The sequence below is a fragment of the Streptococcus sp. HMSC061E03 genome, from assembly GCF_001813505.1.
Classification (GTDB): domain Bacteria; phylum Bacillota; class Bacilli; order Lactobacillales; family Streptococcaceae; genus Streptococcus.
In genome coordinates this window covers 206,213-233,091 of record NZ_KV812797.1, presented here as the reverse complement: position 1 = coordinate 233,091, position 26,879 = coordinate 206,213, and the positions used below count along the sequence as shown (strand labels likewise).

Below are 26,879 nucleotides of genomic sequence, written 5' to 3'. Positions count from 1 at the left end.
TTTCTAGCACTTTTCTCACGGCGGAAAGTTTCTGTTGAAATGATCCTAATAGTATTAATTATTTTAATTTTTCAACGTTACTTAGATTGTTTTATGTAAAATGCAATTTGTCTATATTCTAAAAAGATCCATTCAGAAGAATTTCTGAATCGTTTTTTATTTAAAGTTCACTATCTGACAAGCTAAAGGTATCGCCGTGTTGGAGATCTCCGTACTGGTAGCCCCGTTTGAACCAGCGCATGCGTTGTTCCGAAGTTCCGTGGGTAAAGCTATCTGGTACCGAGTAGCCGTAGGCTTGCTCTTGGAGAGTGTCATCCCCGACTGCATGGGCTGCATTCATGGCTTCTTCGATATCGCCGATATCTAGAAGGTTTCGGTCTTGAATGGAGCGGGCCCAGACACCGGCTAGATAATCAGCTTGTAGCTCAATGCGGACACTGATGGCATTTCGTTCCTTTTCAGAAAGACCTTGTTGCATCCGATGGTATTTACCAAGGATTCCCAGCTCATTTTGCACGTGGTGGCCGACTTCGTGAGCGATCACGTAGGCCATGGCGAAGTCCCCGCTAGCCTTGTATTTGGTTGTCAATTCCTTGTAGAAGCTCATATCCAAATAAATCTTTTTGTCGGTCGGACAGTAGAAGGGACCAGCAGATGCTTGCCCAACCCCACAGCCTGTCTGTGTCCGTCCGGTATAGAAGACTAGTTTGGGCTCATGGTAAGTGCGTCCTTCGGCTTGAAAGACCTTGTGCCAATGATCTTCGGTCGTTCCAAGGACCTTGCTGACGAACTCAGCATCTGCATCGTCGACATGGGTCTTGTTGGTGCGCGTGATCTGGCTAGACTGGTAAGAATGAGAAGTCCCATTTCCAAAGAGACCCCCAAGGCTAGCGCCACCACCTCCTAGAAGAACCAGAAGAAGGATGAGGACGATCTTACTTTTGAAGCTCCCCGGCGATAGTAAGATCTGTAAAATGCCTCCGCCAAGATTACTATTGCCTGAAGAATGGGAGTAGCTTTGCCCTCGACGGTCTTCGATATTTCTACTTTCTTTTAGGTTATCACTTTTCATATTCGTCTCCTTTTGTTTTATTTTACCAAAAATGAGGCAAAAACCAGAGTGATAACGCTTTAGATTTACTTTTTTCTTGACAGGAGATTTTCTGTTCTTGTCAAAATGTGGAAAACTTGCTATAATGGGGTGAACGGAGGCGTTATGGCATTAAAAAAAGCAAGTCTAGCGTGTACGGTTTGTGGGTCACGCAATTACTCCATTAAGTTGAGTGGGACGCCAAAACCAACACGTCTAGAAGTCAATAAATTCTGCAAACATTGCAGCAAGTATACCATCCATAAAGAAACACGATAGGAGAGAGTTGTGAAATTCATTAAAGATATTTTCGTCTTACTAAAAGATACAACTTGGCCAAATCGCAAGGAAAGATGGAAAAACTTTATCTCAGTGATTGAGTACACCGCTTTCTTTGTAGCATTGATTTATTTGTTCGACAAAGTCATTGCACGTGGCCTATTGCACATGATCAATTTCTTTTAAGAAAAGAAGCCAGGTGGGATCCCCAGGGTCCCACTTTTTGTAGTCTTTTCTTAAAAATAAATCAGCAAACCTCTTTGCATTCCTGCAAAATGTGGTATAATGAAGCTAGGAAAAGGAAAGCCAAGAGGCTTTTTTTAGTATGTTCACAAAAGCTCGAGCAGGCTAAACAGAAAGAAAGGATGCCCAAATGGACAGTTTTGATAAAGGCTGGTTTGTACTACAAACCTACTCAGGATATGAAAACAAGGTAAAAGAGAATCTTTTGCAACGTGCGCAAACTTACAATATGTTAGAAAACATCTTGCGCGTAGAGATTCCAACTCAAACCGTACAAGTTGAGAAAAACGGTAAAACAAAAGAAATCGAAGAAAACCGCTTCCCAGGTTATGTCTTGGTAGAAATGGTCATGACAGATGAAGCTTGGTTTGTCGTTCGGAATACACCGAACGTTACTGGTTTCGTCGGATCCCACGGGAACCGTTCAAAACCAACTCCATTGTTGGAAGAAGAAATCCGCAGCATCTTGCTCTCTATGGGTCAAACTGTTCAAGAGTTTGATTTGGATGTCAAGGTGGGCGACACAGTTCGCATCATCGACGGTGCCTTCACAGACTATACTGGCAAGATCACTGAAATTGATAACAACAAGGTGAAAATGGTCATTTCTATGTTCGGTAACGATACGGTTGCAGAAGTGAATTTGAACCAAATTGCAGAATTGTAAGAAAGAGAGAGTGGGACAGAAATCGGTCATTCGTTAGAATTCGATTTCGTCGTTCCACCTCCGCACAGTTGAGTAGGCCTGTATAAGCTGATGAAATCAGCGTATTAGAGCCCACTCAACAACTGCGTCTTGCTCGACAATCCAAAAACAATAGAGAGGCTAGGACTTTTGTCCCAGCCTCTTTTGATTGCTTATTATTGATTTTTATCCAGGCCAGTGATCTTTTTTAACTGCTTGGTTTCTGCAGTAGACGTAACATTGAAGATCTTATTTCCTTGTGTAGAGAAGCTAGATTCATCTCCGTTGCTATCTTTATAGACATAGCTGGTCCCATTTTCTGAACGCATAATGGCATAGGGTTTTCCGAGACGTTCGAGGGCCGTTTTTGGTGTATCGGATTTGGAAATGCTGCCAGTAGACTGGTGGTTGGCATCGCCTCCTCTTAGTCGGAAGGTGATATCTGTTAACACATTATTGCGGAAGAAAGCCATGATATCGCCATTGTCTGTTGCCCAAACATTGACCCCATCGCCAGGATTCGCACTGTCTGTACTACTTACGGGTTGACCAAAGGCTGCAACTACGTCATCGTAACTGCTTCTTTCTTTTGGCCCACCAACCTCTTGTCCATCTTCGGTTCTCAATACAAAACCGGTGGTAGGGTGGAGGTTCTTGAGCTTTTCGATCTCAGGAATGGATGCAGCTCCTGGCACATATTGGAGAGATGCGCCATCATCTGGATCCAAGCTGAAGCGGCCTGAAAAATCATCTGAGCTACTGCTGTCTGAAGAAGTGCTCGACGATTTACTAGATGATGTTTTGGTAGAAGATTGTTTGATCGGTTTTCTAGAGCTAGAAGCTGTTTTTGCTGGTTGCGCAGAATTGGCAGGTGAGCAAGCGGCTAGTGTCACTAGTGAAAGAAGGCCGATCGCAAAGAAACGAATGTTTTTCATAAATACCCTTTCTAATGTGCTTCGCCAATCAGGCGAGGTTTTATTATATCAATAATCAAGGAAAGGAGCAAATGGCAACAAAAAAACCCCCTATTGCTAGGGGAATTTTTAAAAGATAAAAGATGATAAAAAATTTTATTATCAAGGCGGTAGACGGATTTGAACCGACGATCAAGCTTTTGCAGAGCCGTGCCTTACCACTTGGCTATACCGCCATAACATATAATATTGTAACCTAAAAAACAAGATAGGTCAAGAAAAACTTTTTACGTCAAACAACTTTAGAAAACCATTTCATCGTAGGGATTGAAAAAATCTCTCAAATAGCTTGCGAATTCTAGGGATTTCTGCTATACTTATAGAGTTGTCTAAGACAGCAAATACTCATCTCGGATCCATTGTGGCACCGTTGCCCTTGTGGTCGTGCTGCAAGTTGACGTCTGAGAGAGGAGAAAAAAACAAAAAAGGAGAAACTACTCATGGCAGTAATTTCAATGAAACAACTTCTTGAGGCTGGTGTACACTTCGGTCACCAAACTCGTCGCTGGAACCCTAAGATGGCTAAGTACATCTTCACAGAACGTAACGGAATCCACGTTATCGACTTGCAACAAACTGTAAAATATGCAGACCAAGCATACGACTTCATGCGTGATGCAGCTGCAAACGATGCAGTCATCTTGTTCGTAGGTACTAAGAAACAAGCTGCTGATGCTGTTGCAGAAGAAGCTGTTCGTGCAGGTCAATACTTCATCAACCACCGTTGGTTGGGTGGAACTCTTACTAACTGGGGAACAATCCAAAAACGTATCGCTCGTTTGAAAGAAATCAAACGCATGGAAGAAGATGGAACTTTTGAAGTCCTTCCTAAGAAAGAAGTTGCATTGTTGAACAAACAACGCGCTCGTCTTGAAAAATTCTTGGGCGGTATCGAAGACATGCCTCGTATCCCAGACGTAATGTACGTTGTGGATCCACATAAAGAACAAATCGCTGTTAAAGAAGCTAAGAAATTGGGTATCCCAGTTGTAGCGATGGTCGACACAAACACTGACCCAGATGATATCGATGTTATCATCCCAGCGAACGATGACGCTATCCGCGCTGTTAAATTGATCACTGCGAAAATGGCTGACGCTGTTATCGAAGGACGTCAAGGTGAAGACAGTGTTGCTACAGTAGAAGCTGAATTGGCAGCTACTGAAGGTCAAGCTGATTCAATCGAAGAAATCGTTGAAGTTGTAGAAGGCGACAACGCTTAATTTCATTCAATAAGTAACGAACCTAAGAGGGCAGGGCTCAGCCCGACCCTCTTATTTTATTAAAAAATATAGGAGAACAAAAATGGCAGAAATTACAGCTAAGCTTGTAAAAGAATTGCGTGAAAAATCTGGTGCCGGTGTCATGGACGCTAAAAAGGCATTGGTTGAAGTTGAAGGTGATATCGAAAAAGCGATCGAATTGCTTCGCGAAAAAGGTATGGCTAAAGCAGCTAAGAAAGCTGACCGTGTTGCCGCTGAAGGTTTGACTGGTGTTTATGTCAATGGTAACGTTGCAGCAGTAGTTGAAGTAAACGCTGAAACTGACTTCGTTGCGAAAAACGCTCAATTCGTTGAATTGGTAAACGCAACAGCGAAAGTGATCGCTGAAGGTAAACCAGCTAACAACGAAGAAGCTCTTGCTTTGACAATGCCTTCAGGTGAAACTCTTGAAGCTGCATACGTATCTGCAACAGCTACAATCGGTGAAAAGATTTCATTCCGTCGTTTTGCTTTGCTTGAAAAAACAGATGCACAACACTTCGGTGCTTACCAACACAACGGTGGACGTATCGGTGTTATCTCTGTGATCGAAGGTGGAGACGAAGCACTTGCTAAACAAATCTCAATGCACATCGCTGCAATGAAACCAACTGTTCTTTCATACAAAGAATTGGATGAACAATTCGTGAAAGATGAATTGGCACAATTGAACCACGTCATCGACCAAGATAACGAAAGCCGTGCAATGGTTGGTAAACCAGCTCTTCCACACTTGAAATTCGGTTCAAAAGCACAATTGACTGACGAAGTGGTTGCTCAAGCTGAAGAAGATATCAAAGCTGAATTGGTGGCTGAAGGTAAACCAGAAAAAATCTGGGATAAAATCATCCCAGGTAAAATGGATCGCTTCTTCTTGGACAACACAAAAGTTGACCAAGCCTACACTCTTCTTGCACAAGTCTACATCATGGATGACAGCAAGACAGTGGAAGCTTACCTTGAATCAGTAAATGCTTCAGTTATCGAATTCGTTCGTTTTGAAGTTGGTGAAGGTATTGAAAAAGCTTCAAATGACTTTGAAGCAGAAGTTGCAGCTACAATGGCAGCAGCTCTTAACAACTAAGAATAAAAAAATAAGAGGTTTCGAAGGAAACCTCTTTTTTGTAAGATAAATTCATCTAAATAACTTTCCTTAGGTGAGTACGGACGTCAGCGAACTTCGAAGAAGTTCCATGACTTAGTTTTGGACCTAAGGTTCCAAAACTCCCGAGTGCTAGAAACATGATTGTTTCTAGCACTTTTCTCACAGCGGAAAGTTTTAGTAGATGACTGAGTAATTCTAATAAATAAATTTTTTTGTTTTATAGAATTTATTAGATTTTTAAAAAAACAGTTTGTCTATACTCTTAGAGGAACGGAAGCCTCTTTTTTGTATGCAAAAACTGAAGCCGTTGCTTCAGTCTTTTGCTTAATGTGCGAAGGTATCGATTCCTAGGAGCAGGGACAGGGTTCCCATGATGAGGCCAGCTAGGATCACTCCGAGCATGACTGCGAGGCTACTGCGTTTGAAGTCCCAGTCAAGGATAGAAGCTGCAAGAGCTCCGGTCCAGGCACCAGTTCCTGGTAAAGGAATGCCGACGAATAGGAGTAGGGCCCAGAAAATTCCCTTGTCTCCTGCAGCTTTTTCTAATTTCTGTCCGCCTCGATGGCCTTTATTGAGACACCAGCTAAAAAAGCCTCCGATAATTGGTTTTTTTGCCCCCCAAGTAAGAATATGGCGGGCGAAAAAGAAGATCAGAGGGACAGGGAGAAGATTTCCGATCACACCGATCAGGAGCGCTGTCCATAAGGGAATACCGTTTGCGATGGCAAAAGGGATGGCCCCGCGCAATTCAACAAGGGGCACCATGGAGATCAGGAAGGTAAAGATATATTTCATTAGTCAAGCCTTTCGATTAGTCTTCTTCATTCTATCGTATCTTTTCTCAATTGACAACTATGATCTTTTTTAATCTTTTATCTTGACTTTCTGGTGGAGGAAGCATATAATAAAGACATAGTTAATTAGAATCATTATAAAAAGGAGAAATGACATGACAACTATGAAACATGAAGCAGCTACTGATGTAGCAACTTTTGCACCTTCAAATAAAGAAACTCTTCCAGAAACAAAAGCTCTCTTGAACCAAGTCGTAGCAGATCTCTACGTGGCTCACATTGCCCTTCACCAAGTACACTGGTATATGCGTGGACGTGGCTTTATGGTTTGGCATCCAAAAATGGACGAATACATGGACAGCTTGGATGCAACCTTAGATGAAGTGAGCGAACGCTTGATCACTCTTGGTGGTGCGCCATATTCTAGCATGACTGAATTTTTGGAACACAGCAATATTGAAGAACGCCGTGGAACATTTACAAAAAATGTAGAAGAAAGCTTGACACGTGTTCTTGAAATCTTCCATTACCTTGATGGCCTTTACCAAAAAGCTTTGGATGTTACCGATGCTGAAGGCGACGATGTAACCAACGATATCTTTGTTGGGGCTAAAGCAGAACTTGAAAAGAACATTTGGATGGTGGCTGCTGAACTTGGTCAAGAACCAGGATTATAAGATCATAAAAAAAAATAGAAGCCATTGGCTTCTATTTTTTTGGTTCATAGGAGATTTCCACTAATTAAAGGAATTCTTAATCTAACTATAGTTGGAGCGAAATCGAGGTCTATTCCTCCTATTTTTTTGGTATAGTTAATATGTGATTTTCTGTAAGCGTTCGCAGGTATAAGAAAGCGCTTACAAATTGAATAGTTAATCCTAAGAGGAGGTTTTTATGGGAAAGTCTTTTTTTGAAAAGCGTCCTGTTTTTAGTATTTGTAAGCTCTCAGTTGGAGCTTGTTCTGTTGTGATTGGGATTTCGGCCTTGGGTCTTTCAAGGGTCCATGCGGAAGAAAAGCCAGCCCTCGAAAGTGAACCGACTTCGATGGAGACACCAAGTGTTGTAACGGAAAATTCAGAAACGGAAGTTCCTGAAGCTGGTGCAAGGGTTTCAGAAGCTCCAGCTGTCATCACCCCTACCAGAGCTGAGGGAAAGCCGGCGCCTCAAGGCGAAGGCCAGCCTGTTTCAGCTTCATCTGAGCGTGCTACAGGAACGGAAGCAACAGCTGCTCCAGATCAAAATCGTGTGGCGGAGGATATTGTGCAAGATCGAGAACGTGATTTTAATAAAGATTGGTATTTTAAATTAAATGCGGCTCCTGGTGCAGAAGGGCGTCAAGTGGATGTCAAGGATTGGAAAAAATTAGATCTTCCTCATGACTGGTCTATTTTCTTTGATTTCGATCACAACTCTCCTGCTCAAAATGAAGGGGGACAATTAAACGGTGGGGATGCTTGGTACCGTAAGACCTTCCGTTTGGATGACAAAGATCTAGATAAGAAGGTCCGCTTGGAATTTGGCGGGGTTTATATGGATTCCAAAGTCTATGTAAACGGACAATTCGTCGGTCATTATCCAAATGGCTACAATGCCTTTTCTTATGATATTACTCCTTATTTGAATGCGGATGGAAGCGAGAATACCATCGCCGTTCATGTGGTCAATCAACAACCAAGTAGCCGTTGGTATTCTGGTAGCGGGATTTACCGGGATGTTAAGCTGAGTGTAACGGACAAGGTTCATTTAGCGCAGTATGGGACTACGATTACGACCCCTCAGTTGGAAAAACAGCAAAATGGGGCAGTAGATACAGTGGTGAAGAGCCGCATTGTCAACCAGGATGATCAAGCCCATAGTATTTATGCGGAATATGAAATTGTCGATCAAAATGGCCAAGTGGTGAGCGAAAAAACGCGCAGTGAAGCACAAGCTGTTCTAGCAGGTCAAGAGATCAACCTATCTCAAACCCTCCATGTTGAAAAACCAACCCTCTGGGATGTGAAAACGGATCATCCAGCTCTCTATACCTTGTATACGCGGGTTTATCGGGATTCGCAGTTAGTGGATGTGCAAAAGGAACGCTTTGGTTATCGCTATCTGAATTGGACGCCAGAAGGTGGCTTCTTCCTCAATGGGGTGGCGACGAAATTCCACGGGGTATCTCTTCACCATGACCACGGGGCTCTTGGAGCTGAGGAAAATTACAAGGCTGAATACCGCCGTCTCAAACAGATGAAGGACATGGGAGTCAATGCGATTCGGACGACCCACAACCCAGCGAGTGAACAAACCTTAAAGATTGCGGCTGAGTTGGGCTTGATGGTCCAAGAAGAAGCTTTTGATACCTGGTATGGTGGCAAGAAGCAATACGATTACGGTCGTTTCTTTGAAAAAGATGCCACTCACCCAGAAGCTCGTAAGGGGGATACTTGGTCAGATTACGATCTACGGACCATGGTAGAGCGGGACAAGAACAATCCAGCCATTGTCATGTGGTCAATCGGTAACGAAGTCGGTGAAGCAGATGGTTCAGACAAATCTGTCGCAACCGTTCGTCGCTTGGTCAAGACCATCAAGGACGTGGATGCAACCCGCTATGTCACCATGGGAGCTGATAAATTCCGCTTTGGTGATGGATCAGGAGGCCATGAAAAGGTAGCAGCAGAGCTTGATGCGGTTGGATTTAACTATTCAGAAGCCAACTATGAAAGCTTACGGGCCAAACATCCAAACTGGCTCATTTATGGATCTGAAACCTCTTCTGCGACACGGACACGGGGATCTTACTACCACCCTGAAAGAGAATGGGTCGGTAGCAACCAAGAAGACCGCCATTATGAACAATCAGACTACGGCAATGACCGGGTTGGTTGGGGTCGGACAGCAACTGCCTCTTGGACCTTTGACCGTGATCATGCCGGCTATGCAGGACAATTTATCTGGACTGGTACGGACTATATCGGTGAGCCAACCCCATGGCACAACCAAAATGATACACCTGTGAAAAGTTCTTATTTCGGTATTGTCGATACTGCCGGCCTTCCAAAGAATGATTTTTACCTTTACCAAAGTCAATGGGTATCGGCTGAGAAACATCCAATGGTCCATCTCTTGCCGCATTGGAACTGGGACAATCCAGAATTAGCCAATCGTGTCATGGATGAAGAAGGACGGATTCCTGTTCGGACCTTCTCCAATGCCCACAGTGTGGAATTGATTGTCAATGGGGAATCGCAAGGAGTCAAGACCTTTACCAAGAAGACCACAGCTGATGGCCGGACCTACCAAGAAGGGGCAAATCCGGATGAACTCTATCTAGAGTGGTTGGTCCCTTATGTACCAGGTAAAGTGGAAGCTATTGCGCGCAACGAAGCAGGAGAAGTGATCGCGAAAGATCAAGTCGAAACAGCTGGGAAGCCAGCCGGTGTTCGTCTGCTGAAAGAAGAACACGCGATTGCAGCGGACGGCAAAGATTTGACCTATATTACCTACGAAATCGTCGATGAAGCAGGTCGTGTCGTACCAACTGCCAATAATTTGGTGCATTTCCATTTGCATGGACAAGGCCAAATTGTCGGTGTCGATAATGGGGAGCAAGCCAGCCGTGAACGCTACAAAGCGCAGGAAGATGGCTCATGGCAACGCAAAGCCTTCAACGGCAAAGGGGTTGTGATTGTCAAATCAACTGAGCAGGCGGGAGCCTTTACTCTGTATGCAGACTCAGACCGCTTGCAATCAGACCAAGTCAGCCTCTTTACAGGTAAGAAGGACCAAGCGGAACGTACTGTCTTAGGTGTGGAACCTGTTCGACAAAGTGCTTATCTAGGAGAAAAGCCAACCTTACCAAGTAAGGTCAATGTGGTCTATAGCGATGGCAAGGCCCAAGAAGAAGCCGTTGAATGGGATGCGGCAGACTATAGTCGTGTTGGCCAAGTCCGTGTGACAGGTCATGTTCAAGGACGCACGGTCGAAGCTCTGGTCGATGTGATCGGCGTGGAACAAGTCCTTCCGGTCATCAAACAAATCCCACAGGGAGCAGATCTAGCAACGGTGGATAAGGCTGTGCAATTAGTCTTCACTGATGGGACCACTGCCCACTATGAGGTCGATCACTGGACCTTGGAAGCTGGTCAAGAAGATCAGTTGTCCACACCGGGAGCACGCTTGAAGGCGACAGGACTCCTAGGCAATAGGGAAACGGTCCAAGCGACACTAGTGGTTGCAGGAGGAGATGTAGCCAAAGCTAAGAAACCAACGGTTCAGCTAGATGGGGTAGCCCTTCCAAAATTTGGTAGTGGCAACCATACTATTTTCCGTTCCCTCGCTTATGGTCAAGAACCAGGTCAAGTCACAGCAAGTGCAGAAAATGCTCAAGTGACGGTCCTACAAGCTAATCGCGAAAATGGTTTGAAAGCCCAAATCTTTGTGACTGCTAAGGATACGGGAGCTGTACAGACCTATGTGGTCCAATTCCAAGAAGAAAGTCCACAGATTGAGCGCCTAGAATTGCGTCTGCCAGAAGGGCAAGAACTCAAGGAAGACCAAACGGTACCACTTGAAGTCATTGCCCATTACCAAGATGGTAGCCAGGCAAGTCTCAAAGCAGATCAAATCGATGTGAAGACAAGAGCTGGTAGCCAAGGAAAAGCCGTCGCAACCAATAAAGGTTTGGAATTGCGAGAAGCAGGATTGGTTCATTTAGAAGCCAACTTCCAAGGACAAACGGGAGAAGTCAGCTTTACCATCACGCCAAATCCAGAAGAAAAAACGGTTGTGAAGGTGCGTCCTGTACGGATCAGTACAGATCGAAACATTTTGCCAGCTCTTCCAGAAACCGTCTTGGTCGAGTATGACAAGGGATTCCCGAAAGAAAAACGCGTGACCTGGGATGCTGTGACCGCAGATCAAGTCAAGGATTACCATAGCTTTACAGTCACCGGTCATGTAGAAGGTGTGGAAAAAGAAGCCCAAGCTCAAGTGACGGTTGAAGGCATTATCGCTGTAGAAGAAGTCAGCACGACAACGCCAGTCGGCGAAAAACCAGCTCTTCCAGAAAGCGTGCGGACCTATCACTCTAATGGTAAGACCTATACAGCTAAGGTGGCCTGGGATGCGGTCGATCCGCAACTCTTGGCTAAAGAAGGAGAAGTTGTCCTAGCCGGTCGTGTAGAAGGAACGGATCTTCCAACCCGTCTTCATATTCGTGTTTCCGCAAATACAGTCAAGGGAGCCAACGTTGCAGAGCAATGGACAGGCTCAGTCTTGCCACTCGCCTTTGCAAGTGACTCTAACGATGCAGATCCAGTTGCTAAGGTCAATGATAAGGTCATCTCCTTTACCGATGCTCCAGCTAACCGTTGGACCAACTGGGGCCGTGGCAATGCGGAAGATTCTGTTGGTATCTTGTTTGGAGATTCTGGTATCTTGACCAAGCGAGCAGTGGACAACCTCCATGTTGGTTTCCATGAAGACCACGGCGTTGGAGCTCCAAGTGAGTATGTGATTGAGTACTATACAGGGGAACAAGTCCCAACAGTTCCAAGCAATCCAAATCGTGTCAAAGACGAAACAGACCATCCATTTAACAATCCAGCTAACTGGAAAGAAGTCAGCAACCTAACCGTTGAAGAACCGGTAGCAGCTGGTAAGATGAATCATTTCAGTTTTGATAAAGTCGACACCTATGCCGTTCGGATCCGCATGAAGACACCAGAAGGCAAACGTGGAAGCTCTATTTCAGAGATTCAGATCTTTGCCAATAAGGTGGCGGCAGAAGAAAAGAGCCAGTTGACCATTCGCGTCAATGGCGATGTATTGCCAGGTGTCAACCCAAGTGTGACCGATTACTACATCGATGCGCGTGATCGGGCTTATCCACAAGTGGAAGCGACAGCTAGCCATCACGGCCTTGCAACGGTTGTGCCAAGCGTCCATGAAGGGGAGCCAATCCGTGTCATCCATAAAGCGGAAGATGGTACCATCTTACAAGAATACCGCCTCCATCTCACAAGTGATGCAGAAAAACTGAAACAAGCTACTCCAGTAGCAGTAGAAGCAGGCAGCCGTTTTGTGAAAGTCGGTCAAGATCTGGTTCTACCATCTACCGTAGGTGTCTACTTCCAAGGGGATACAGGCTATGAACGCAAGGAACTTACGGTGGACTGGCAGGCTGTACCAGCTGATGCACTTTCTCATGAAGGCAGCTTCACGCTGGAAGGAAAAGTCCTTGGCTATGATCTGACAGCTCAGCTGACCGTCCGGGTGTCCGAAAAGACAGGAGAAAACCTCTCTGTGAACCGTGACTACAATGCAGAAGATACCAGAGCATTTGCCAGTGAAACCAATGATCTCGATCCAAACCAAATCGACTATATCGATTACATCAACGATGGTGGCTACAACGAATACTATCGCTGGACCAACTGGAAGAGAGAACCGGATCAAACCGAAGCCTTTGCTGGTCTCATTTTCAAGAAAAATGGTCAAGTAACAGAGCGTTTGGTCAATAAAGTAGCGGTCGACTTCTTTGCAGATCAGGAAACAGGTCTGCCAACTAAGACGGTTCTTGAACGCTATATTGGTCCAGACTTTGATGTCCCAGATGACTATGGCAATCTGAAAAATCTTCCAGATCACCCATTTAACCAAGCCTCTAACTGGGAAGAGATCCCTTATAGCTTGGATTATGACTTTGAAGCTGGTTATATTTCTAACCTCAGCTTCAATGAAACTAGAACCAAAGCCATCCGTTTAAGAATGGTCCGTGATGAACATCTAAAAGGGATCGGAATCATTGAATTGAGCGCCTATGCCCCAACAGAAGAGGCTCAGGCAACAACTGATGTCACCATCCAAGTGAATGGCAAAGACCTAGAAGGCTTTAACCCAGATGTGACAGATTATCATCTAGAGTATGAGGGAGACCGTCCAATCGTTTCGGCACAAGGTAAGAATGGAACAGCCGTTACGGTCGTGGATACTAAAAGTGCCAATGCCCCTGTGCTTGTCAAGGTTGTCTCAGAAGATGGCAAGCTCGAAAAAGTATATCAACTTTCTCTCTCCGCAAAAGCACCTACAGGCTCAGCCATTCCTGAAGAAGGGGTTAAGAATCTGGTCCATACCAAGCCAGAGTTGGTGATTGAGCCAGAAGAGATGGACTTTGAACGCCTAGAACGTCCAAATGCGGATCTTCCAAAAGGTGAGAAACGTGTGATTCAAGAAGGTCAAAAAGGCCGCAAATTGCGCTTGGTGGAAGTTTCTCAAGAAAATGGTGTGGAAAGCCGGAAGGAACTAGATGCCTTTGTAGAGCTAGATCCAGTGGCAGAAATTACAGAGGTGGGCACAAAAGAAGTACTTCCAGACACTCCACAACCAGAGCCACAGCCACAACCGCAGCCAGAACCACAACCAGAGCCACAGCCAGAACCAGAGCCACAGCCAGGACCACAGCCGCAACCGCAGCCACAGCCACAGTCACAACCGCTTCCGAACCCAGAAGGTCCTCATGTCTCAGAAGGACCAGTAGCTACCGCAACTCCTCAAGCATCTCTTGAGGTCAAAGCGGTGCGCCAGGAAGGGACAGATGCAATAGAGAAGGAAGTCGAGAAAGACACTCAAACACCAGCAGTTTCAGCGGCTCCAGTTTCCGAAGGTACATTACCAAATACAGGAACGGAAGAAAGCGTCGCAAGCCTCGTTGCTGGAATCTTAGCGGCAGGCCTTGCCAGTGCTGTGCTGGACGATCAGAAAAAAAGAGCCAATAAGGCCAAGTAAAACAGCTAGAGAAACTAGTAAAAAATGGTGAAAAGTTCACAGGTAAAAAGAAGGAGGATGGGGAAGCCCCACCCTCTTTACCTGGTGACATAAAGGAATGGAATATGGGAAAAAGATTAGTTGATCAGAGAAATCAATTTGGCATTCGTAAACTCTCAGTAGGCGTCTGCTCGGTAGTCGTAGCGACTTGTTTTTTAGGAGCTACTACCAGTTACGCAGAGGAACAAGCTGAGAATAGTGAACCACGTGAAGAACGGGTTGAAATAAGCAATACAGGAGATCAAGGAAAGGAGGAGAAAACTGTGAACGAGCACCAAGAAGAATCAGAGCAGCCCTCAGCAACTACTAGCGAGAAAGAAAATCGCACAGCCAGCCAAGGGACAGAAGCCACTCAACCTGCCACTTCTCTAAAAGAGGAGACTGAGATTGCGGATTACGGACCACTTCCAAGCAAGGCTCAGATGCAATACCACCGCGAAGAACTGGCAGCTTTCATCCACTTTGGGATGAATACTTACTACGATCGTGAGTGGGGAGATGGACAAGAAGATCCTTATTATTTCTATCCAGAGCATCTGGATACCGATCAGTGGATCAAAACCCTGAAGGATGCTGGTTTTAAACGGACGATCATGGTCGTCAAGCACCACGATGGCTTCCTCTTGTACCCTTCCAAATACACCGACCATACCATTGCTAAAAGTGGTTGGAAAGATGGAAAAGGAGATGTCCTAGCTGAGGTTTCTGCTTCTGCCAGCAAGTATGACATGGACATGGGGGTCTATCTCTCACCTTGGGATGCTCACAGCCCGCTCTACCATGTGGATACAGAGGACCAATACAATGAATACTACCTCAACCAACTCAAAGAAATCCTTGAAGATCCAAAATATGGGAACAAGGGTAAGTTCGTGGAAGTTTGGATGGATGGAGCGCGTGGCGATGGGGCTCAAAAAGTCACCTATACCTTTGACAAGTGGTTTGAAGCCATTCGCAAGGCCCAAGGGGATATTGCCATCTTCTCAGCTGAGCCGACCAATGTTCGTTGGATCGGAAATGAAAAGGGGATTGCCGGAGATCCGGTTTGGCAAAAGGTCAATCCTGATAAGATCCGCAACAATCCATCTAATAGCTACCTCAATCACGGGGATCCGGAAGGGAAGCAATACTCAGTGGGAGAAGCCGATGTCTCTATTCGCTCCGGCTGGTTCTACCATGACAATCAAGAGCCTAAGTCCTTGCGCGAATTGATGGACATTTACTTCAAATCGGTCGGCCGTGGAACTCCACTCTTGCTCAATATTCCACCCAACCAAGACGGAAAATTTGCGGATGCCGATGTGGTCCGTTTGAAAGAATTCCGTCAGACCTTGGACCAACTCTACAGTGTGAACTATGCGGCAGGAGCTTTGGTAGAAGCTGACTCGACACGACGCAATCCGCTCTACAAGGCCAGCCATTTGACAGATGGCAATGAAAAGACCAGTTGGGCACCTGCAGATGATGCCAAGACCGGATCTTTTGTTCTCGATCTTGGAAAAGAACAGCATTTTGATGTGGTAGAGCTCAAAGAAACCATCGAGAAAGGCCAACGGATTTCTGGCTTCACCATTGATGTGGCAGTGAATGGCCAATGGGTTCCATATGGGGCTGGCTCAACTGTAGGATACCGCCGATTGATCAAAGGGCAACCAGTTGATAGTCGCTATATCCGGGTGTCCATCACCGATGCCCAAGCTACTCCAATCTTGAACGGAGTCTCTGTCTATAAGACGCCAGCCAGCATTGAAGAAACCGATGGCTATCCGCTTGGTTTGACTTATCATTCTGACCGGACTGCTGACCGGGCTAATGGCCAATGGAATGAAGAGGGAGAAGGCGTTCGAGGCACCTCTATGTGGACCAAGGAAAAAGGAGCTTCCGTGACCTATCAATTTGAAGGCACCAAGGCCTATGTCGTCGCAACTGTCGACCCTGGTCATGGGGAAATGGATGTCTATGTCGATGGACAAAAGCTAGCGACCGTCAATACCCAAAGCCCAAGCCGCAAACGTAGCCAAAAGGTCTATGAAACACCGGATTTGACAGCAGGATCTCACACCTTGACCTTGGTCAATAGCAAGGGAGATGCGATCGCAACGGAAGGGATTTATGCCCTCAATAACCAAGAAAAGGGGATCTTTGAGTTTGCCCAGCCAATCCTAGCTGTTAAGAAAGGCGACCCAGCGCAAGTCGTCGTCAAGAGAAAAGGTGGCTCTAAAGGAAGTGCCGGTCTGAAATTGATCACAGAACCAGGAACAGGGGTTCATGGCAAGGTCTATAAAGATACCAACGTCACCCTTGAGTTCGCAGATGGCGAGACAGAAAAAACAGTCCAAGTTCCAACCATTGATTTTGCAGGAAAAGCGACCGATGTCTATGACTTTAAGGTCAAATTGTTGCATCCGGATCAAGGAAGCTTGGTCGGCTTTATTCCAGAACTGACAGTTCAAGTGATGAATGAAGACCAGTTGCCAGAAAATCGCAAAGAAGTGGATGACCAAGATCCAAAACTGCACTATAACCAAGGCTGGCATCATGAGACAGACAACAAAGACTTCTCAAATGGCACAGAATCTTGGTCCAGCTTTAACCAAGTGTCCGATGAGGAAGGCAAGAAACACATTGAAGTGACCATTACCTTTAAGGGCACAGGCGTGGAGGTCCGAGGAGTGGTTGATCCAAGTCATGGTCTCTACAGCGTCACTTTGGATGGGAAAGAAATGGCCTTCGAAGAAGGGCGTGGCCATGATTATGAGATCGACGGCGATCATTATTTCAGTGGCTACGGAGATCAACGCAAGCTCGACCAGAGTTTGGTCAATCTGCAAGGCCTAGCAAAAGGCTACCACCAGCTACGCTTGCATCTGGATCCAGCCCTCAATGACCCTCAGTCATCCAGAGCCATCCAGGTGGACCGATTTGTCCTCTCAGGGAAAGATAGTCAGTTGCTCAGTCAAGAAGAGCTGCAACAGATCATCAGAGAAGGAGTAGAAAAGATCAAGGCTACTTCTCTCGATCGCTTGAAAGCAGATCTCAAACCGACGGTTCAAGGACAATTGACGGACTTGACTCAGTTGTTGGATCAAGAGCGGCCAGATTTGGTTGCTGCAGCTAATCAAGTCGAAGCCCTTGAAACCATCTTAGAAGATGCTCACAATTATGAACCCCTGACGCAGACACGGCCAGAAGAAGGTATTCGGGATTTGATTCTTGAAAAGCCAGAACTTCTCATCGAAGCGGAGGAGATTCCATTTGAGAGTCAAACACGTGAGAACAAGGACTTGGCCAAGGGCGAAAGCCGGATCCTTCAAGCAGGAAAGGTCGGACGCCGGTTGAAATTGATCGAGGTTCGACAAGAAGAAGGCAAAGAAATTCGGACAGAAGTCGATGCCTTTGTCGAAGTGGAGGCCCAGGACCAGATCACAGAAGTCGGAACGAAGGAAGCGGAAAAAAGTCCGTTGATAGCTGATATGCCGACTCCAACCACTCCTGTCACCCCAAGTAAGGTGCAACCAGAAGTTATGACTCTTTCTCAAGCTGAAGACAAAAAAGAAAAAGGAAGACCTGTTCTCTTGCAACCGAAAACCCCAGAAGCAGTTTCTGTTTCGACTTCAGACCATCCGGAAAAAGAAGTGGTTAAAAGTCCTTCTCTACAATCGGAAGGAAAACTTCCTCAAACCGGTACAAAACAAAGTGGATTGTTTGCTTGGTTAGGTCTTCTTGGTCTAGGATTCTTGGGCGGAGGCGCCAAATTCGCTCGTCGCAAAGAGTAGCTCCTTCTTCGCATAAGAGGTTAGTTCTCACTAGCCTCTTTTGTTTTGCCTTCTTAAGAGATTCCTATTTCCATGGAGTCTTTGCTTTATTTACAGCCGTAAAAATTGTATAATAGTCAAATAAGGTCAATGATGAGAAGGAACACTCCAAGACCATTTTTTATGGGCGAAGAACAGAGCATCCATCTAGAAAAAAACAAGCCAGAAAGGAGCATCATGGCAAATAAGAACACATCTGATAGCATTGAAGCTTATATCAAGGCCTTGCTGGCTCAAGCTGGCATGGCAGAGCTCAAAAGAAGTGAGTTAGCCGATGTCTTTCAGGTTGTACCCAGTCAGATTAACTATGTCATTAAGACTCGCTTTACCGAGAGTCGAGGCTATATTGTAGAGAGCAAGCGCGGTGGTGGGGGCTATATCCGCATTGGCAAGGTCCAGTTTTCAGATCACCATCAGATGCTCCAAGACTTGGCAGCCAATATTGGAGAGACCATCAGCCAGCAGGTCTTTAATGATATCCTCCAGATGCTCTATGAAGAAAAATTATTGACAAAACGTGAAACGCAGCTGTTGCTTGCGACGACCTCCGATGAGGTCCTAGGTCGAGATGCTCTCATCCTACGAGCAACGATGCTGAAAAAAATCATTCAACAAGTAGATAGAAAAGGAAATACCGACTAGATGAACTATTCAACAGCACTGTTAGAAAGTATAGAAGCGGCCCAAATACTAGCAGGCCACTATCAGGGGCATACCTTAGATACTTGGCATCTCCTGACGGCTATGGCCAATAATCCCTATAGCGTGGCAGGTTCTGTACTGAACGATTATCCTATGCAGATCGATGAGTTTCAGGATGCAGCGGAGCATATTACAGGCCAAGCTTTTCAAAGCGACAATCGGTATGAAATCTTTCCATTTTCTTATCGGATGGAAGCCATTATGAAACACGCAAGAGAGATTGCCCAGGTCCTTCATGCCAAGACCTTGGGAACAGAGCATGTGCTCCTCTCTCTTCTAGCAGACCGTGGGACCTTGGCGAGCCAAGTCATGGAGTTTGCTGGCTTTGCCTTTACAGAGCAAGACAAGGGAGTTCCTATTGCCTCCCTTCGCAAGAATTTAGAAGACAAGGCAGGCTGGGACAAGAATGATATTAAAGCCATTCGGAGTCTCTATCGCGCCCAAAACCCTAACCGCCAAACCATGGGAAATATGATGGGCATGCCCCCAAGCACCAGTGGAGGTCTTGAAGATTATACCCGTGATTTGACAGAAATGGCGCGTGCAGGCCAGCTTGAGCCTGTGATTGGTCGGGATGCAGAGATTTCACGCATGATCCAAATCCTCAGCCGCAAGACGAAGAACAATCCTGTATTGGTGGGAGAAGCAGGGGTCGGAAAAACCGCCCTTGCCTTAGGTCTGGCTCAGCGGGTCGCTAGTGGCAATGTTCCAGCTGAAATCGCACAGATGCGTGTCTTAGAATTGGATCTCATGAATGTCGTTGCAGGGACGCGCTTCCGTGGGGACTTTGAAGAACGGATGAACAATATCATCCAGGACATCGAAGAAGACGGTCACGTGATTCTCTTTATCGATGAACTGCATACCATTATGGGGTCAGGATCCGGTATTGATTCGACCTTAGACGCAGCCAATATTCTAAAACCAGCCCTGGCACGGGGAACCTTGCGTACAGTTGGAGCAACGACTCAAGATGAGTACCAAAAGCATATCGAAAAAGATGCAGCCCTTTCTCGGCGTTTTGCGAAAGTCACCATTGAAGAGCCAAGTGTTGCAGATAGCATCCAAATTCTCCAAGGCTTGAAAGAGACTTATCAGGACCACCATCATGTGACCATTACCGATGAAGCGATCGAAACAGCTGTCAAATATGCCCACCGCTATTTGACTAGTCGTCAATTGCCAGATTCAGCCATTGATCTATTGGATGAAGCGGCAGCTACCGTACAAAACCGCGATTCCAACGGTCACGTAAAAGAAGAGTTGACCGCCTTAGACCGGGCCTTGATGGACGGCAAGTGGAAGAAAGCAGCCCAGCTCTTAGAAGTAGAGGCCGCTCCCATTGTCTACAAAAAAGAAGTCACTGACCAAGATGTCTTGGTGACCTTGAGCCAATTATCCGGTATTCCAACTCAAAAACTGACCCAAACCGATGCCAAGAAGTACCTAAACTTAGAAGCAGAATTGCACAAGCGCGTGATTGGTCAAGACCAAGCGGTTTCGAGTATCAGTCGGGCTATTCGACGCAATCAATCAGGTATCCGTAGCAATAAACGTCCGATCGGTTCTTTCATGTTCCTAGGACCTACCGGTGTCGGAAAAACAGAGCTAGCCAAAGCTTTGGCGGAAGTTTTGTTTGATGATGAATCGGCCCTCATCCGTTTTGATATGAGTGAGTACATGGAAAAATTCGCGGCCAGCCGCCTCAACGGAGCCCCTCCAGGATATGTGGGCTACGAAGAAGGAGGCGAGTTGACCGAGAAAGTCCGCAACAAACCATATTCAGTTCTCTTATTTGATGAGGTGGAAAAAGCCCATCCAGATATTTTCAATGTCCTTTTGCAAGTCTTGGATGACGGAGTCTTAACCGATAGCAAAGGCCGGAAGATCGACTTCTCCAATACCATTATCATCATGACCTCAAACCTGGGAGCTACAGCCCTTCGGGATGATAAGACCGTTGGCTTTGGTGCCAAAGATATCCGCTTTGACCAAGCCAATATGGAAAAACGCATGTTTGAAGAGTTGAAGAAGACCTATCGTCCAGAGTTTATCAACCGGATTGATGAAAAGGTGGTCTTCCATAGTCTCTCAAGCGAGGACATGCAGCAGGTAGTGAAAGTCATGGTCAAACCGCTCATCGCGACCTTGGCAGAACAAGGCATGACCCTCAAATTCCAGCCTTCAGCGCTCAAGTTGCTAGCAACCAAAGGGTACGATCCAGAAATGGGAGCTCGCCCACTGCGTCGTGTCTTGCAGACCGAAGTGGAAGATCAGTTAGCAGAGCTATTGCTGAAAGGTCAAGCCCAAGAAGGTCAAACCATCAAGGTTGGAACAACAGCCGGAACGATCAAGTTCGAGATTGTCTAGGAGGACGTCATGACGCTTCAGCGATTAACCCGTATTTCGCTTTTGGCAGCCCTTTGTGTCGCTCTACGTCAGGCTTTTGCCCCTTTCCCAAATGTCCAACCTATTTCTGCCATCTTTTTTCTCTTGGTGATATTTGAAGGGTATAGCTTTGCTTTTCTTGTGATGATGATCACCATGTTTGTCTCCGCCTTTTTCCTGGGGATGAGCTTGATTGTGTTCTTTCAGATTGTCGCCTTTGGCTGTTTGATGCTCATTTGGCGCATCAGTTACAAGTGGTTGCCCTTTGTCCTTCAGATCCTTTTTGTGGGCCTACTGTCCTTTGCTTATGGGGTCTTGATCGATAGTGTTTATGCCTTGATATACCATATTCCTTGGTGGACCTATGCTTTGGTCAATGGTTTTAGTTTTAACCTTGCCCATGCTCTGTCGACGATCATTTTCTATCCCATTATCTATCAAATCTTTAGGAGATTTTATGTTGAAAAAAACCATTTCTAGCTTGATGACCTTACTTGCAGCTCTTCTTTTAGCGAGTTGCGCTCCGTCTCATAGCACAAACAATCAAACAAGTGCTTCTAGCACAGAAGTTGCCAAGAAAAACGAAATTTCGATTACAATTAGCGTGACGCCAGAAGGTCAAAAAGCGCAATCGAAAACCTTGAAAGTAGCAGAAGAGAGCAACCTCATGAAAGTGCTCAAAGCCAACTACAAGATTGAAGAAAAAAATGGCATGATCACCTCGATTGACGGTCACAGCCAAGATGAAGCCAAAGGTCTTTACTGGATGTACAAGATCAATGGCGAGATGGCTCCAAAAGGTGCTGCTGAAACCACCGTTAAAAAAGGGGATAAGATCGAATTCTATCAAGAAGTGTATAAATAATGAGAAGCTGGACAGTTTGTCCGGCTTCAGATTAAAGATAAAGTTATCTTAGAAACTTTCCTTAGGTGAGTACGGACGTCAGCGAACTTCTAAGAAGTTCCATGACTTAGTTTTGGACCTAAGGTTCCAAAACTCCCGAGTGCTAGAAACAATAGTGTTTCTAGCACTTTTCTCACAGCGGAAAGTTTCAGTAGATAATTGAGTACCCCTAACGAATAAAATTATTTTATCTTTATAGGAGATATTATATTTGTATAAAAGAACAGTTTGTCTACGTGCTCTAGTCGGCTAGTTTGTGCGGCTTTTTTTGCTAAAGTTTAGGAGCTTATTTAAAACTTCTTTCTAATTAGAAAAATATTTGAGAAACTATTGACAGCCTCATATAACAGTGTTACAATAATGTTACAAAATATTACAAATGTTACAAAAAAGAGGTTCTGTTATGAAAAACAAAAAAATCATTTCCCTAGCAGCGCTAGCTCTTACAGCTAGTCTTTTCCTAGGAGCTTGTGGTGGGAATAAAGAAGAAAAAACTTCAGAAGCAAGCAGTTCAAAGACCAGTCAGGTTAAACAAACAAGTTCTTCTTCTAAGAAAAAAGTGATCACTAGTAAAGATCCAATTGCCTCTTCATCCTCTGATAGCAAATCAGAAGAAAGTCATACTGTTGGTAGCAAAAATAACCAAGCTGCAGCTAGTCAAACACCTGCTCCAGCTAAAGAAGCGACACCAGCAGCACCCGTAACAAAAGAAGCAGCTACTCCAGCAACACCAGCGAAAGCAAAATTGCCAAGTCTAGAAGACGGTCATGCCCATGCTAAGAAGCAAGCTTCTGCTACGGAGAATGCCCAATACAAGGGAGTCTATTCTGTAGCAGCAGGGGATTTCTCTGCTGCAGCTGGAAATTGGTCTGACAAACGCGACACTGGAGTCACTATTGGCCAAGGTGGTCAAGTGACCATCCAACTTCCTGGTGGCCAACCCGTAGCCTATGGTATCAGTGCTTATAACTATACCTTGGATGATGGTCATTACCATGCTAATCTCTCAGCAGGCGATGGGTCTGCAGCGACTCTAGATATCGTAGTTGGAAAAGATGGCTCTGTATCTAGTGTGACGGTTCTGAAAGATGGTGTCAGCCACTCCCTCACTCGTGAATAAAATTCGAAAGATCTGAAAGGAGAAACTTCTCTTTTCAGATCTTTTTTTGTTGACTTGAAGAAAAATATATTTTTTTATAAAAAACTATTGACAGATAGAAAATATAGTTTATAATAAAAACATAAAGAAAATCTATTTATAAAAAATTATAAAAAGGAGTTTATATGAAAAAAGAAAGAATTGCCCTGGTTTTTGGAACCTTTGCGCCTCTTCATCAAGGGCATATTGACCTGATCCAGCGGGCCAAGCGTCAGTGTGATCGCGTTCGTGTCATCGTATCTGGTTATGAAGGGGACCGTGGCGAAGAAGTGGGATTGACCTTACAAAAACGCTTCCGTTATATCCGGGAAGCCTTCTCTAATGATGAGTTGACCCAAGTCTATAAGCTAGATGAAACAGAACTTCCTCGTTATCCCTTGGGCTGGGAGCCTTGGTTACAAACAGCCCTTGACACCATCCAGTATCAAACAGAGACAGAAGAGTTGATCTTTTATGTAGGGGAGAAAGCCTACAAGGAAGAGTTGGAAGCTAGAGGGTTTGAAGTTCACTTAGAAGAGCGCCGCTTCGGGATCTCTGCTACCATGATCCGGGAAAATCCAAGCAAATACTGGAAATACATCGCTCAGCCCTTCCGTCGCCAGTTCACGAAAAAAGTCTTGATCATGGGGAGCGCCAGCAACGGGAAAACGACCCTTGCAAAGGACTTAGCCCGCTTTTACGATGCACCTGTTAGTCTAGAGTATGCCCGTGAATACCAGATCAAGAACAATGTTCGAGATGATGAGCTCACGCCAAAAGATTACTATTACCTACTCTTAGGACAGTATGATCAAACCTCTAAGCTCATCGATAGTAGTGCCAATCGAGGCCTTGTCATCGCCGATACCAATTCCCTGGTAACCAAGGGTTATTACGACTACTACATGGAGGTCGAAGGTCAGGATACCAGCATGACCGATACCTTCGACAACCTCTTTGTCAGTATTCTCTCCAAAGAAAAATGGGATTTGATCCTCTTTGTACAGCCGATCGGTTCTTATGTCAATGATGGTTTCCGAGACATGACCATGGCTGACGAAGAGATCCGCACCAGCTTTTCAAATTACCTGGACCAATTGCGCCAGCAATACCTAGGAAACATTCCGACCACTTTCCTCGCATCAGACTACCTCGGCAACTACGAAGAAGCCAAGAAGGTGATCGATGCCATTTACCAAGCCGACTAAGGAGCAGCTTATGAAAAAACTATCTCAAAAATTCGCAACTTTTAGCCAAGACTTTAGAAATGTTCACCAAGAAGCGAAAAAGCAAGGCTTTGTCAATATTATGAAACTACTGTGGAAGGACCTTTTTGTGGGACGTACAGCCTTTCAATGGATCTATCTCCTGCTTCTTTCTAGCGTTCCTTTTGTATTAGAGTTCATGACTCAAATACAATATCTCATCAAGGTACTTTTCCATTCTAATGGTTCTTTTTCCATAGATTGGACAAATTTAATAGGACAACATGATTGGCTGGGATTATTTGCCTCTTGGACAGGAATTGTCTGTGTCATTCTCGTTGCAGAAGGGCGAGCTAGCAACTACCTTTTTGGAGCAGTGAATTCAGCCATCTACCTCGTTTTAGCCCTCAATAAAAACTTCTATGGGGAAGTCCTGACAACTCTTTATTTCTTCATCATGCAACCGATCGGTCTCTATGTTTGGCTCTCCAATCGGATCAATGATCAAGGTAAGGTCGAAGAATCTCACTTTGAAGCCAAGAAATTAAACTTAATCGAGTGGATGCGCTACTTGGCCTTGTGTGCTGTGATCTGGATTGGTATGGGCTTTGCTTATCAGAGCATCCATAGTGCTCGTCCTTTCCGTGATAGCATCACCGATGCGACCAATGGGGTCGGCCAGCTCCTGATGACCCGCCTTTACCGGGAGCAATGGATCTTCTGGATTGCGACCAACGTCTTTAGTATCTACCTTTGGTGGGATCAGAGTATTCAAATTCAAGGAATGTACTGGGTCTACACGTTGAATAGCCTAGTGGGTTGGTACCAATGGACCAAAGCCCTCAAGAAGGAGGTGGCTTAGATGGCAAGTCTCTCGATTCCAGCAGGAATGACGGAGAAAGAGTATTTTGAGACGGTTGCTAGTGAAGCAGACTTTCTCAAGTGGTACAAGGAGCAAGACCTGCCGGCTTATGAAACTCCAAGTGTCACAGCGGACATGGTAGCTTACTGTTTTGTTGAAGGCCAGCTCAAGCTCTTGGCTATTCGTCGCAAGGCCCACCCTTATCAACACCGCCTCGCCTTGGTGGAGGGCTTTGTGAACAAGGATGAAGATGCGACTCATGCCTGTATCCGAGAAGTCAAAGAAGAAGTTGGGCTCGATCTGCCAGTGAATAAGGTGGAGCAGCTCATGACCGTTTCCACCCCTGGGCGGGACCCCAGAGGCTGGGTCATTACCATCGCCCATCTGGTCTATCTGCCAGCAGAAGCAGTAGACTTAGCCCATGCAGGTGACGATGCCAAGGAAGTCGTTTTTCTCGATGTCGATTTCAAAAAGTCCCAGTGTTTGCTTGATGGAGAACCCTTAGCTGCTTCTGATTTTGCCTTTGACCACTACCAGATTATTCAAGAATCGATCAAGCGGATTCAGGGGCGTCTAGACTGGAATCCAACCTTCCTCTATCTGCTAGAGGAGCCTTTCACCGTTTATGAAGCAACTGAGTTGGTCAATCTGATCAATCCTGGACGCCCCATCGTTAGCAATAACTTCCTCGTAAAATTCGGAGAATTCGTGGAAGAAGTGGGTCTCAAGCGGGTACCTAAGAAAAAACCACGCAAGACCTATCGCTTAAAACAGTAGATCGAGCGGGGTTCATTCTACCAGCCCTCCCTTACTTTTAGTAACGGAAGGGCTTTTTCTGATTTTTCCTGCTCCACTTGTGTGCAAAGTGGTATAATAATCATAATTGAAATCAAAAGAGACAAGACTATGGAAGAAAAAATAATTTTACCACAAAATACACGACTGATGGGGGCTCTACTTGGTTTTATCGGAGGGGGCCTCGATGTTTTTTGCCACATGCACTACCGGAGTTTGGTCGCGACCCAAACGGGGAACCTACTGCTTCTCATCGCTGATTGGCACGATCCCCGTGTCGAAAATACCATCATGCGTTTTTCATCTATTCTATTTTTCTCGATCGGCTTTGTGGTTGCCCTCCATATCAAAGAGTATCGCAAGACAGCCTTTTGGCGGACCAAGATGTTGATTCCTTTGTTTGTGGTGACACTCCTGATTCCCTTGGTGTCTGTCATACCACCTGTAGAAGTTCCCTTTATTGCTTTTGGAACAGGGATGATGATGTTGACCTTTACAGGGAGCCTCATCGAAAATCACCCTTATGTGATCTTTATGACTTCCGGCAATTACCGCAAGATGCTGACGGCCTTGTACCGAATCACTCGAGGAAAGGGAGATTTGGACGAGTATCGGCGTCAGGCTATGAATTACGGGATTGTTGTTGGAAGCTTTGTTGCGGGAGCGATTAGTGTAGCCATCCTCATGCATTTCATTCACCAATGGGCCATCTGGCTGATCACAGCCAACCTCTTTTTGATCATGACCTACTACACCGCAAGAGTCAAACAACTCGGCCTGCAAACAGACAATCTATAAAAAGAGGCTGGGACAAAAGTCCTAGCCT

General features: G+C 45.4%; 20 protein-coding genes and 1 tRNA gene. 17 read left to right on the top strand and 4 right to left on the bottom strand.

Going from position 1 to position 26,879, the window contains the following annotated elements:
• Positions 1–160: 160 nt before the first annotated feature.
• Positions 161–1,072, bottom strand: a complete 912-nt coding sequence (locus tag HMPREF2917_RS08800) for a KPN_02809 family neutral zinc metallopeptidase (RefSeq protein ID WP_070590281.1) — start codon at positions 1,070–1,072, stop codon at positions 161–163.
• Positions 1,073–1,216: 144 nt separating this feature from the next.
• Here HMPREF2917_RS08800 and rpmG point away from each other — a divergent pair, with 144 nt between their 5' ends.
• The 3 genes from rpmG (at position 1,217) to nusG (ending at position 2,279) form a co-directional block, all read left to right on the top strand.
• Complete coding sequence (gene rpmG, locus HMPREF2917_RS10955) at positions 1,217–1,369, top strand: 50S ribosomal protein L33 (RefSeq protein ID WP_003009043.1); 153 nt, start codon at positions 1,217–1,219, stop codon at positions 1,367–1,369.
• Between the two features lie 9 nt (positions 1,370–1,378).
• Positions 1,379–1,555 carry a preprotein translocase subunit SecE gene (secE, locus tag HMPREF2917_RS08795; RefSeq protein ID WP_003002261.1) on the top strand — a complete coding sequence of 59 codons (177 nt, stop codon included), beginning with the start codon at positions 1,379–1,381 and terminating at the stop codon, positions 1,553–1,555.
• 187 nt (positions 1,556–1,742) lie between these two features.
• Positions 1,743–2,279 (top strand): transcription termination/antitermination protein NusG, encoded by a 537-nt coding sequence (gene nusG / locus HMPREF2917_RS08790; RefSeq protein WP_003002077.1) that lies wholly within the window; start codon positions 1,743–1,745, stop codon positions 2,277–2,279.
• Between the two features lie 194 nt (positions 2,280–2,473).
• Here nusG and HMPREF2917_RS08785 read toward each other — a convergent pair whose 3' ends face one another.
• Together HMPREF2917_RS08785 and HMPREF2917_RS08780 are read right to left on the bottom strand one after the other, a co-directional pair.
• Positions 2,474–3,232 (bottom strand): hypothetical protein, encoded by a 759-nt coding sequence (locus HMPREF2917_RS08785; protein ID WP_003009036.1) that lies wholly within the window; start codon positions 3,230–3,232, stop codon positions 2,474–2,476.
• A 144-nt stretch (positions 3,233–3,376) separates the two neighbouring features.
• Positions 3,377–3,447, bottom strand: a tRNA-Cys gene (locus HMPREF2917_RS08780).
• 264 nt (positions 3,448–3,711) lie between these two features.
• Between HMPREF2917_RS08780 and rpsB the strand changes: the two genes are divergently transcribed.
• Together rpsB and tsf are read left to right on the top strand one after the other, a co-directional pair.
• Complete coding sequence (rpsB, locus tag HMPREF2917_RS08775) at positions 3,712–4,494, top strand: 30S ribosomal protein S2 (RefSeq protein ID WP_003002189.1); 783 nt, start codon at positions 3,712–3,714, stop codon at positions 4,492–4,494.
• Between the two features lie 82 nt (positions 4,495–4,576).
• A complete protein-coding gene (gene tsf, locus HMPREF2917_RS08770) occupies positions 4,577–5,617 on the top strand; it encodes a translation elongation factor Ts (protein ID WP_049474191.1) in 1,041 nt (346 codons plus the stop codon).
• A 345-nt stretch (positions 5,618–5,962) separates the two neighbouring features.
• Here tsf and HMPREF2917_RS08765 read toward each other — a convergent pair whose 3' ends face one another.
• Positions 5,963–6,433 carry a COG2426 family protein gene (locus HMPREF2917_RS08765; RefSeq protein ID WP_003002130.1) on the bottom strand — a complete coding sequence of 157 codons (471 nt, stop codon included), beginning with the start codon at positions 6,431–6,433 and terminating at the stop codon, positions 5,963–5,965.
• A 154-nt stretch (positions 6,434–6,587) separates the two neighbouring features.
• Between HMPREF2917_RS08765 and HMPREF2917_RS08760 the strand changes: the two genes are divergently transcribed.
• From HMPREF2917_RS08760 to HMPREF2917_RS08705, 12 genes are all read left to right on the top strand, one after another.
• On the top strand, positions 6,588–7,109 hold the full coding sequence (locus HMPREF2917_RS08760) for a Dps family protein (protein ID WP_003001978.1): 522 nt from the start codon (positions 6,588–6,590) through the stop codon (positions 7,107–7,109).
• A 217-nt stretch (positions 7,110–7,326) separates the two neighbouring features.
• A complete protein-coding gene (locus HMPREF2917_RS08755) occupies positions 7,327–14,205 on the top strand; it encodes an Ig-like domain-containing protein (RefSeq protein WP_070590278.1) in 6,879 nt (2,292 codons plus the stop codon).
• A gap of 104 nt (positions 14,206–14,309) precedes the next feature.
• Positions 14,310–18,020 carry an alpha-L-fucosidase gene (locus HMPREF2917_RS08750; protein ID WP_070590275.1) on the top strand — a complete coding sequence of 1,237 codons (3,711 nt, stop codon included), beginning with the start codon at positions 14,310–14,312 and terminating at the stop codon, positions 18,018–18,020.
• Positions 18,021–18,236: 216 nt separating this feature from the next.
• The gene (locus HMPREF2917_RS08745; RefSeq protein WP_049472688.1) at positions 18,237–18,701 is read left to right on the top strand and encodes a CtsR family transcriptional regulator; all 465 of its coding nucleotides are present in this window, start codon (positions 18,237–18,239) and stop codon (positions 18,699–18,701) included.
• Positions 18,702–21,131 (top strand): ATP-dependent Clp protease ATP-binding subunit, encoded by a 2,430-nt coding sequence (locus tag HMPREF2917_RS08740; RefSeq protein WP_049485777.1) that lies wholly within the window; start codon positions 18,702–18,704, stop codon positions 21,129–21,131. It abuts the gene before it with no gap.
• Between the two features lie 9 nt (positions 21,132–21,140).
• Positions 21,141–21,629 carry a hypothetical protein gene (locus tag HMPREF2917_RS08735; RefSeq protein WP_003002175.1) on the top strand — a complete coding sequence of 163 codons (489 nt, stop codon included), beginning with the start codon at positions 21,141–21,143 and terminating at the stop codon, positions 21,627–21,629.
• A complete protein-coding gene (locus HMPREF2917_RS08730; RefSeq protein WP_024055408.1) occupies positions 21,607–22,014 on the top strand; it encodes a DUF4430 domain-containing protein in 408 nt (135 codons plus the stop codon). Before HMPREF2917_RS08735 ends, HMPREF2917_RS08730 begins: the two co-directional genes overlap by 23 nt.
• 442 nt (positions 22,015–22,456) lie before the next feature.
• Positions 22,457–23,173 (top strand): hypothetical protein, encoded by a 717-nt coding sequence (locus HMPREF2917_RS08725; RefSeq protein ID WP_070590273.1) that lies wholly within the window; start codon positions 22,457–22,459, stop codon positions 23,171–23,173.
• A 164-nt stretch (positions 23,174–23,337) separates the two neighbouring features.
• On the top strand, positions 23,338–24,399 hold the full coding sequence (locus tag HMPREF2917_RS08720; RefSeq protein WP_023919820.1) for an AAA family ATPase: 1,062 nt from the start codon (positions 23,338–23,340) through the stop codon (positions 24,397–24,399).
• A 10-nt stretch (positions 24,400–24,409) separates the two neighbouring features.
• Positions 24,410–25,258: a nicotinamide riboside transporter PnuC gene (pnuC, locus tag HMPREF2917_RS08715; protein ID WP_070590307.1), complete on the top strand. Its 849-nt coding sequence runs from the start codon at positions 24,410–24,412 to the stop codon at positions 25,256–25,258.
• Positions 25,259–26,035: an NUDIX domain-containing protein gene (locus HMPREF2917_RS08710; protein WP_070590270.1), complete on the top strand. Its 777-nt coding sequence runs from the start codon at positions 25,259–25,261 to the stop codon at positions 26,033–26,035.
• Between the two features lie 129 nt (positions 26,036–26,164).
• The gene (locus HMPREF2917_RS08705; RefSeq protein ID WP_045759985.1) at positions 26,165–26,851 is read left to right on the top strand and encodes a YoaK family protein; all 687 of its coding nucleotides are present in this window, start codon (positions 26,165–26,167) and stop codon (positions 26,849–26,851) included.
• Positions 26,852–26,879: the final 28 nt, after the last annotated feature.

Excerpts from the sequence above, each read along its gene's own strand:
- HMPREF2917_RS08800 (WP_070590281.1), bottom strand. The coding sequence starts at position 1,072 with ATGAAAAGTGATAACCTAAAAGAAAGTAGAAATATCGAAGACCGTCGA.
- rpmG (WP_003009043.1), top strand. The coding sequence starts at position 1,217 with ATGGCATTAAAAAAAGCAAGTCTAGCGTGTACGGTTTGTGGGTCACGC.
- nusG (WP_003002077.1), top strand. The coding sequence starts at position 1,743 with ATGGACAGTTTTGATAAAGGCTGGTTTGTACTACAAACCTACTCAGGA.
- HMPREF2917_RS08785 (WP_003009036.1), bottom strand. The coding sequence starts at position 3,232 with ATGAAAAACATTCGTTTCTTTGCGATCGGCCTTCTTTCACTAGTGACA.
- rpsB (WP_003002189.1), top strand. The coding sequence starts at position 3,712 with ATGGCAGTAATTTCAATGAAACAACTTCTTGAGGCTGGTGTACACTTC.
- tsf (WP_049474191.1), top strand. The coding sequence starts at position 4,577 with ATGGCAGAAATTACAGCTAAGCTTGTAAAAGAATTGCGTGAAAAATCT.
- HMPREF2917_RS08765 (WP_003002130.1), bottom strand. The coding sequence starts at position 6,433 with ATGAAATATATCTTTACCTTCCTGATCTCCATGGTGCCCCTTGTTGAA.
- HMPREF2917_RS08760 (WP_003001978.1), top strand. The coding sequence starts at position 6,588 with ATGACAACTATGAAACATGAAGCAGCTACTGATGTAGCAACTTTTGCA.
- HMPREF2917_RS08755 (WP_070590278.1), top strand. The coding sequence starts at position 7,327 with ATGGGAAAGTCTTTTTTTGAAAAGCGTCCTGTTTTTAGTATTTGTAAG.
- HMPREF2917_RS08750 (WP_070590275.1), top strand. The coding sequence starts at position 14,310 with ATGGGAAAAAGATTAGTTGATCAGAGAAATCAATTTGGCATTCGTAAA.
- HMPREF2917_RS08745 (WP_049472688.1), top strand. The coding sequence starts at position 18,237 with ATGGCAAATAAGAACACATCTGATAGCATTGAAGCTTATATCAAGGCC.
- HMPREF2917_RS08740 (WP_049485777.1), top strand. The coding sequence starts at position 18,702 with ATGAACTATTCAACAGCACTGTTAGAAAGTATAGAAGCGGCCCAAATA.
- HMPREF2917_RS08735 (WP_003002175.1), top strand. The coding sequence starts at position 21,141 with ATGACGCTTCAGCGATTAACCCGTATTTCGCTTTTGGCAGCCCTTTGT.
- HMPREF2917_RS08730 (WP_024055408.1), top strand. The coding sequence starts at position 21,607 with ATGTTGAAAAAAACCATTTCTAGCTTGATGACCTTACTTGCAGCTCTT.
- HMPREF2917_RS08725 (WP_070590273.1), top strand. The coding sequence starts at position 22,457 with ATGAAAAACAAAAAAATCATTTCCCTAGCAGCGCTAGCTCTTACAGCT.
- HMPREF2917_RS08720 (WP_023919820.1), top strand. The coding sequence starts at position 23,338 with ATGAAAAAAGAAAGAATTGCCCTGGTTTTTGGAACCTTTGCGCCTCTT.
- pnuC (WP_070590307.1), top strand. The coding sequence starts at position 24,410 with ATGAAAAAACTATCTCAAAAATTCGCAACTTTTAGCCAAGACTTTAGA.
- HMPREF2917_RS08710 (WP_070590270.1), top strand. The coding sequence starts at position 25,259 with ATGGCAAGTCTCTCGATTCCAGCAGGAATGACGGAGAAAGAGTATTTT.
- HMPREF2917_RS08705 (WP_045759985.1), top strand. The coding sequence starts at position 26,165 with ATGGAAGAAAAAATAATTTTACCACAAAATACACGACTGATGGGGGCT.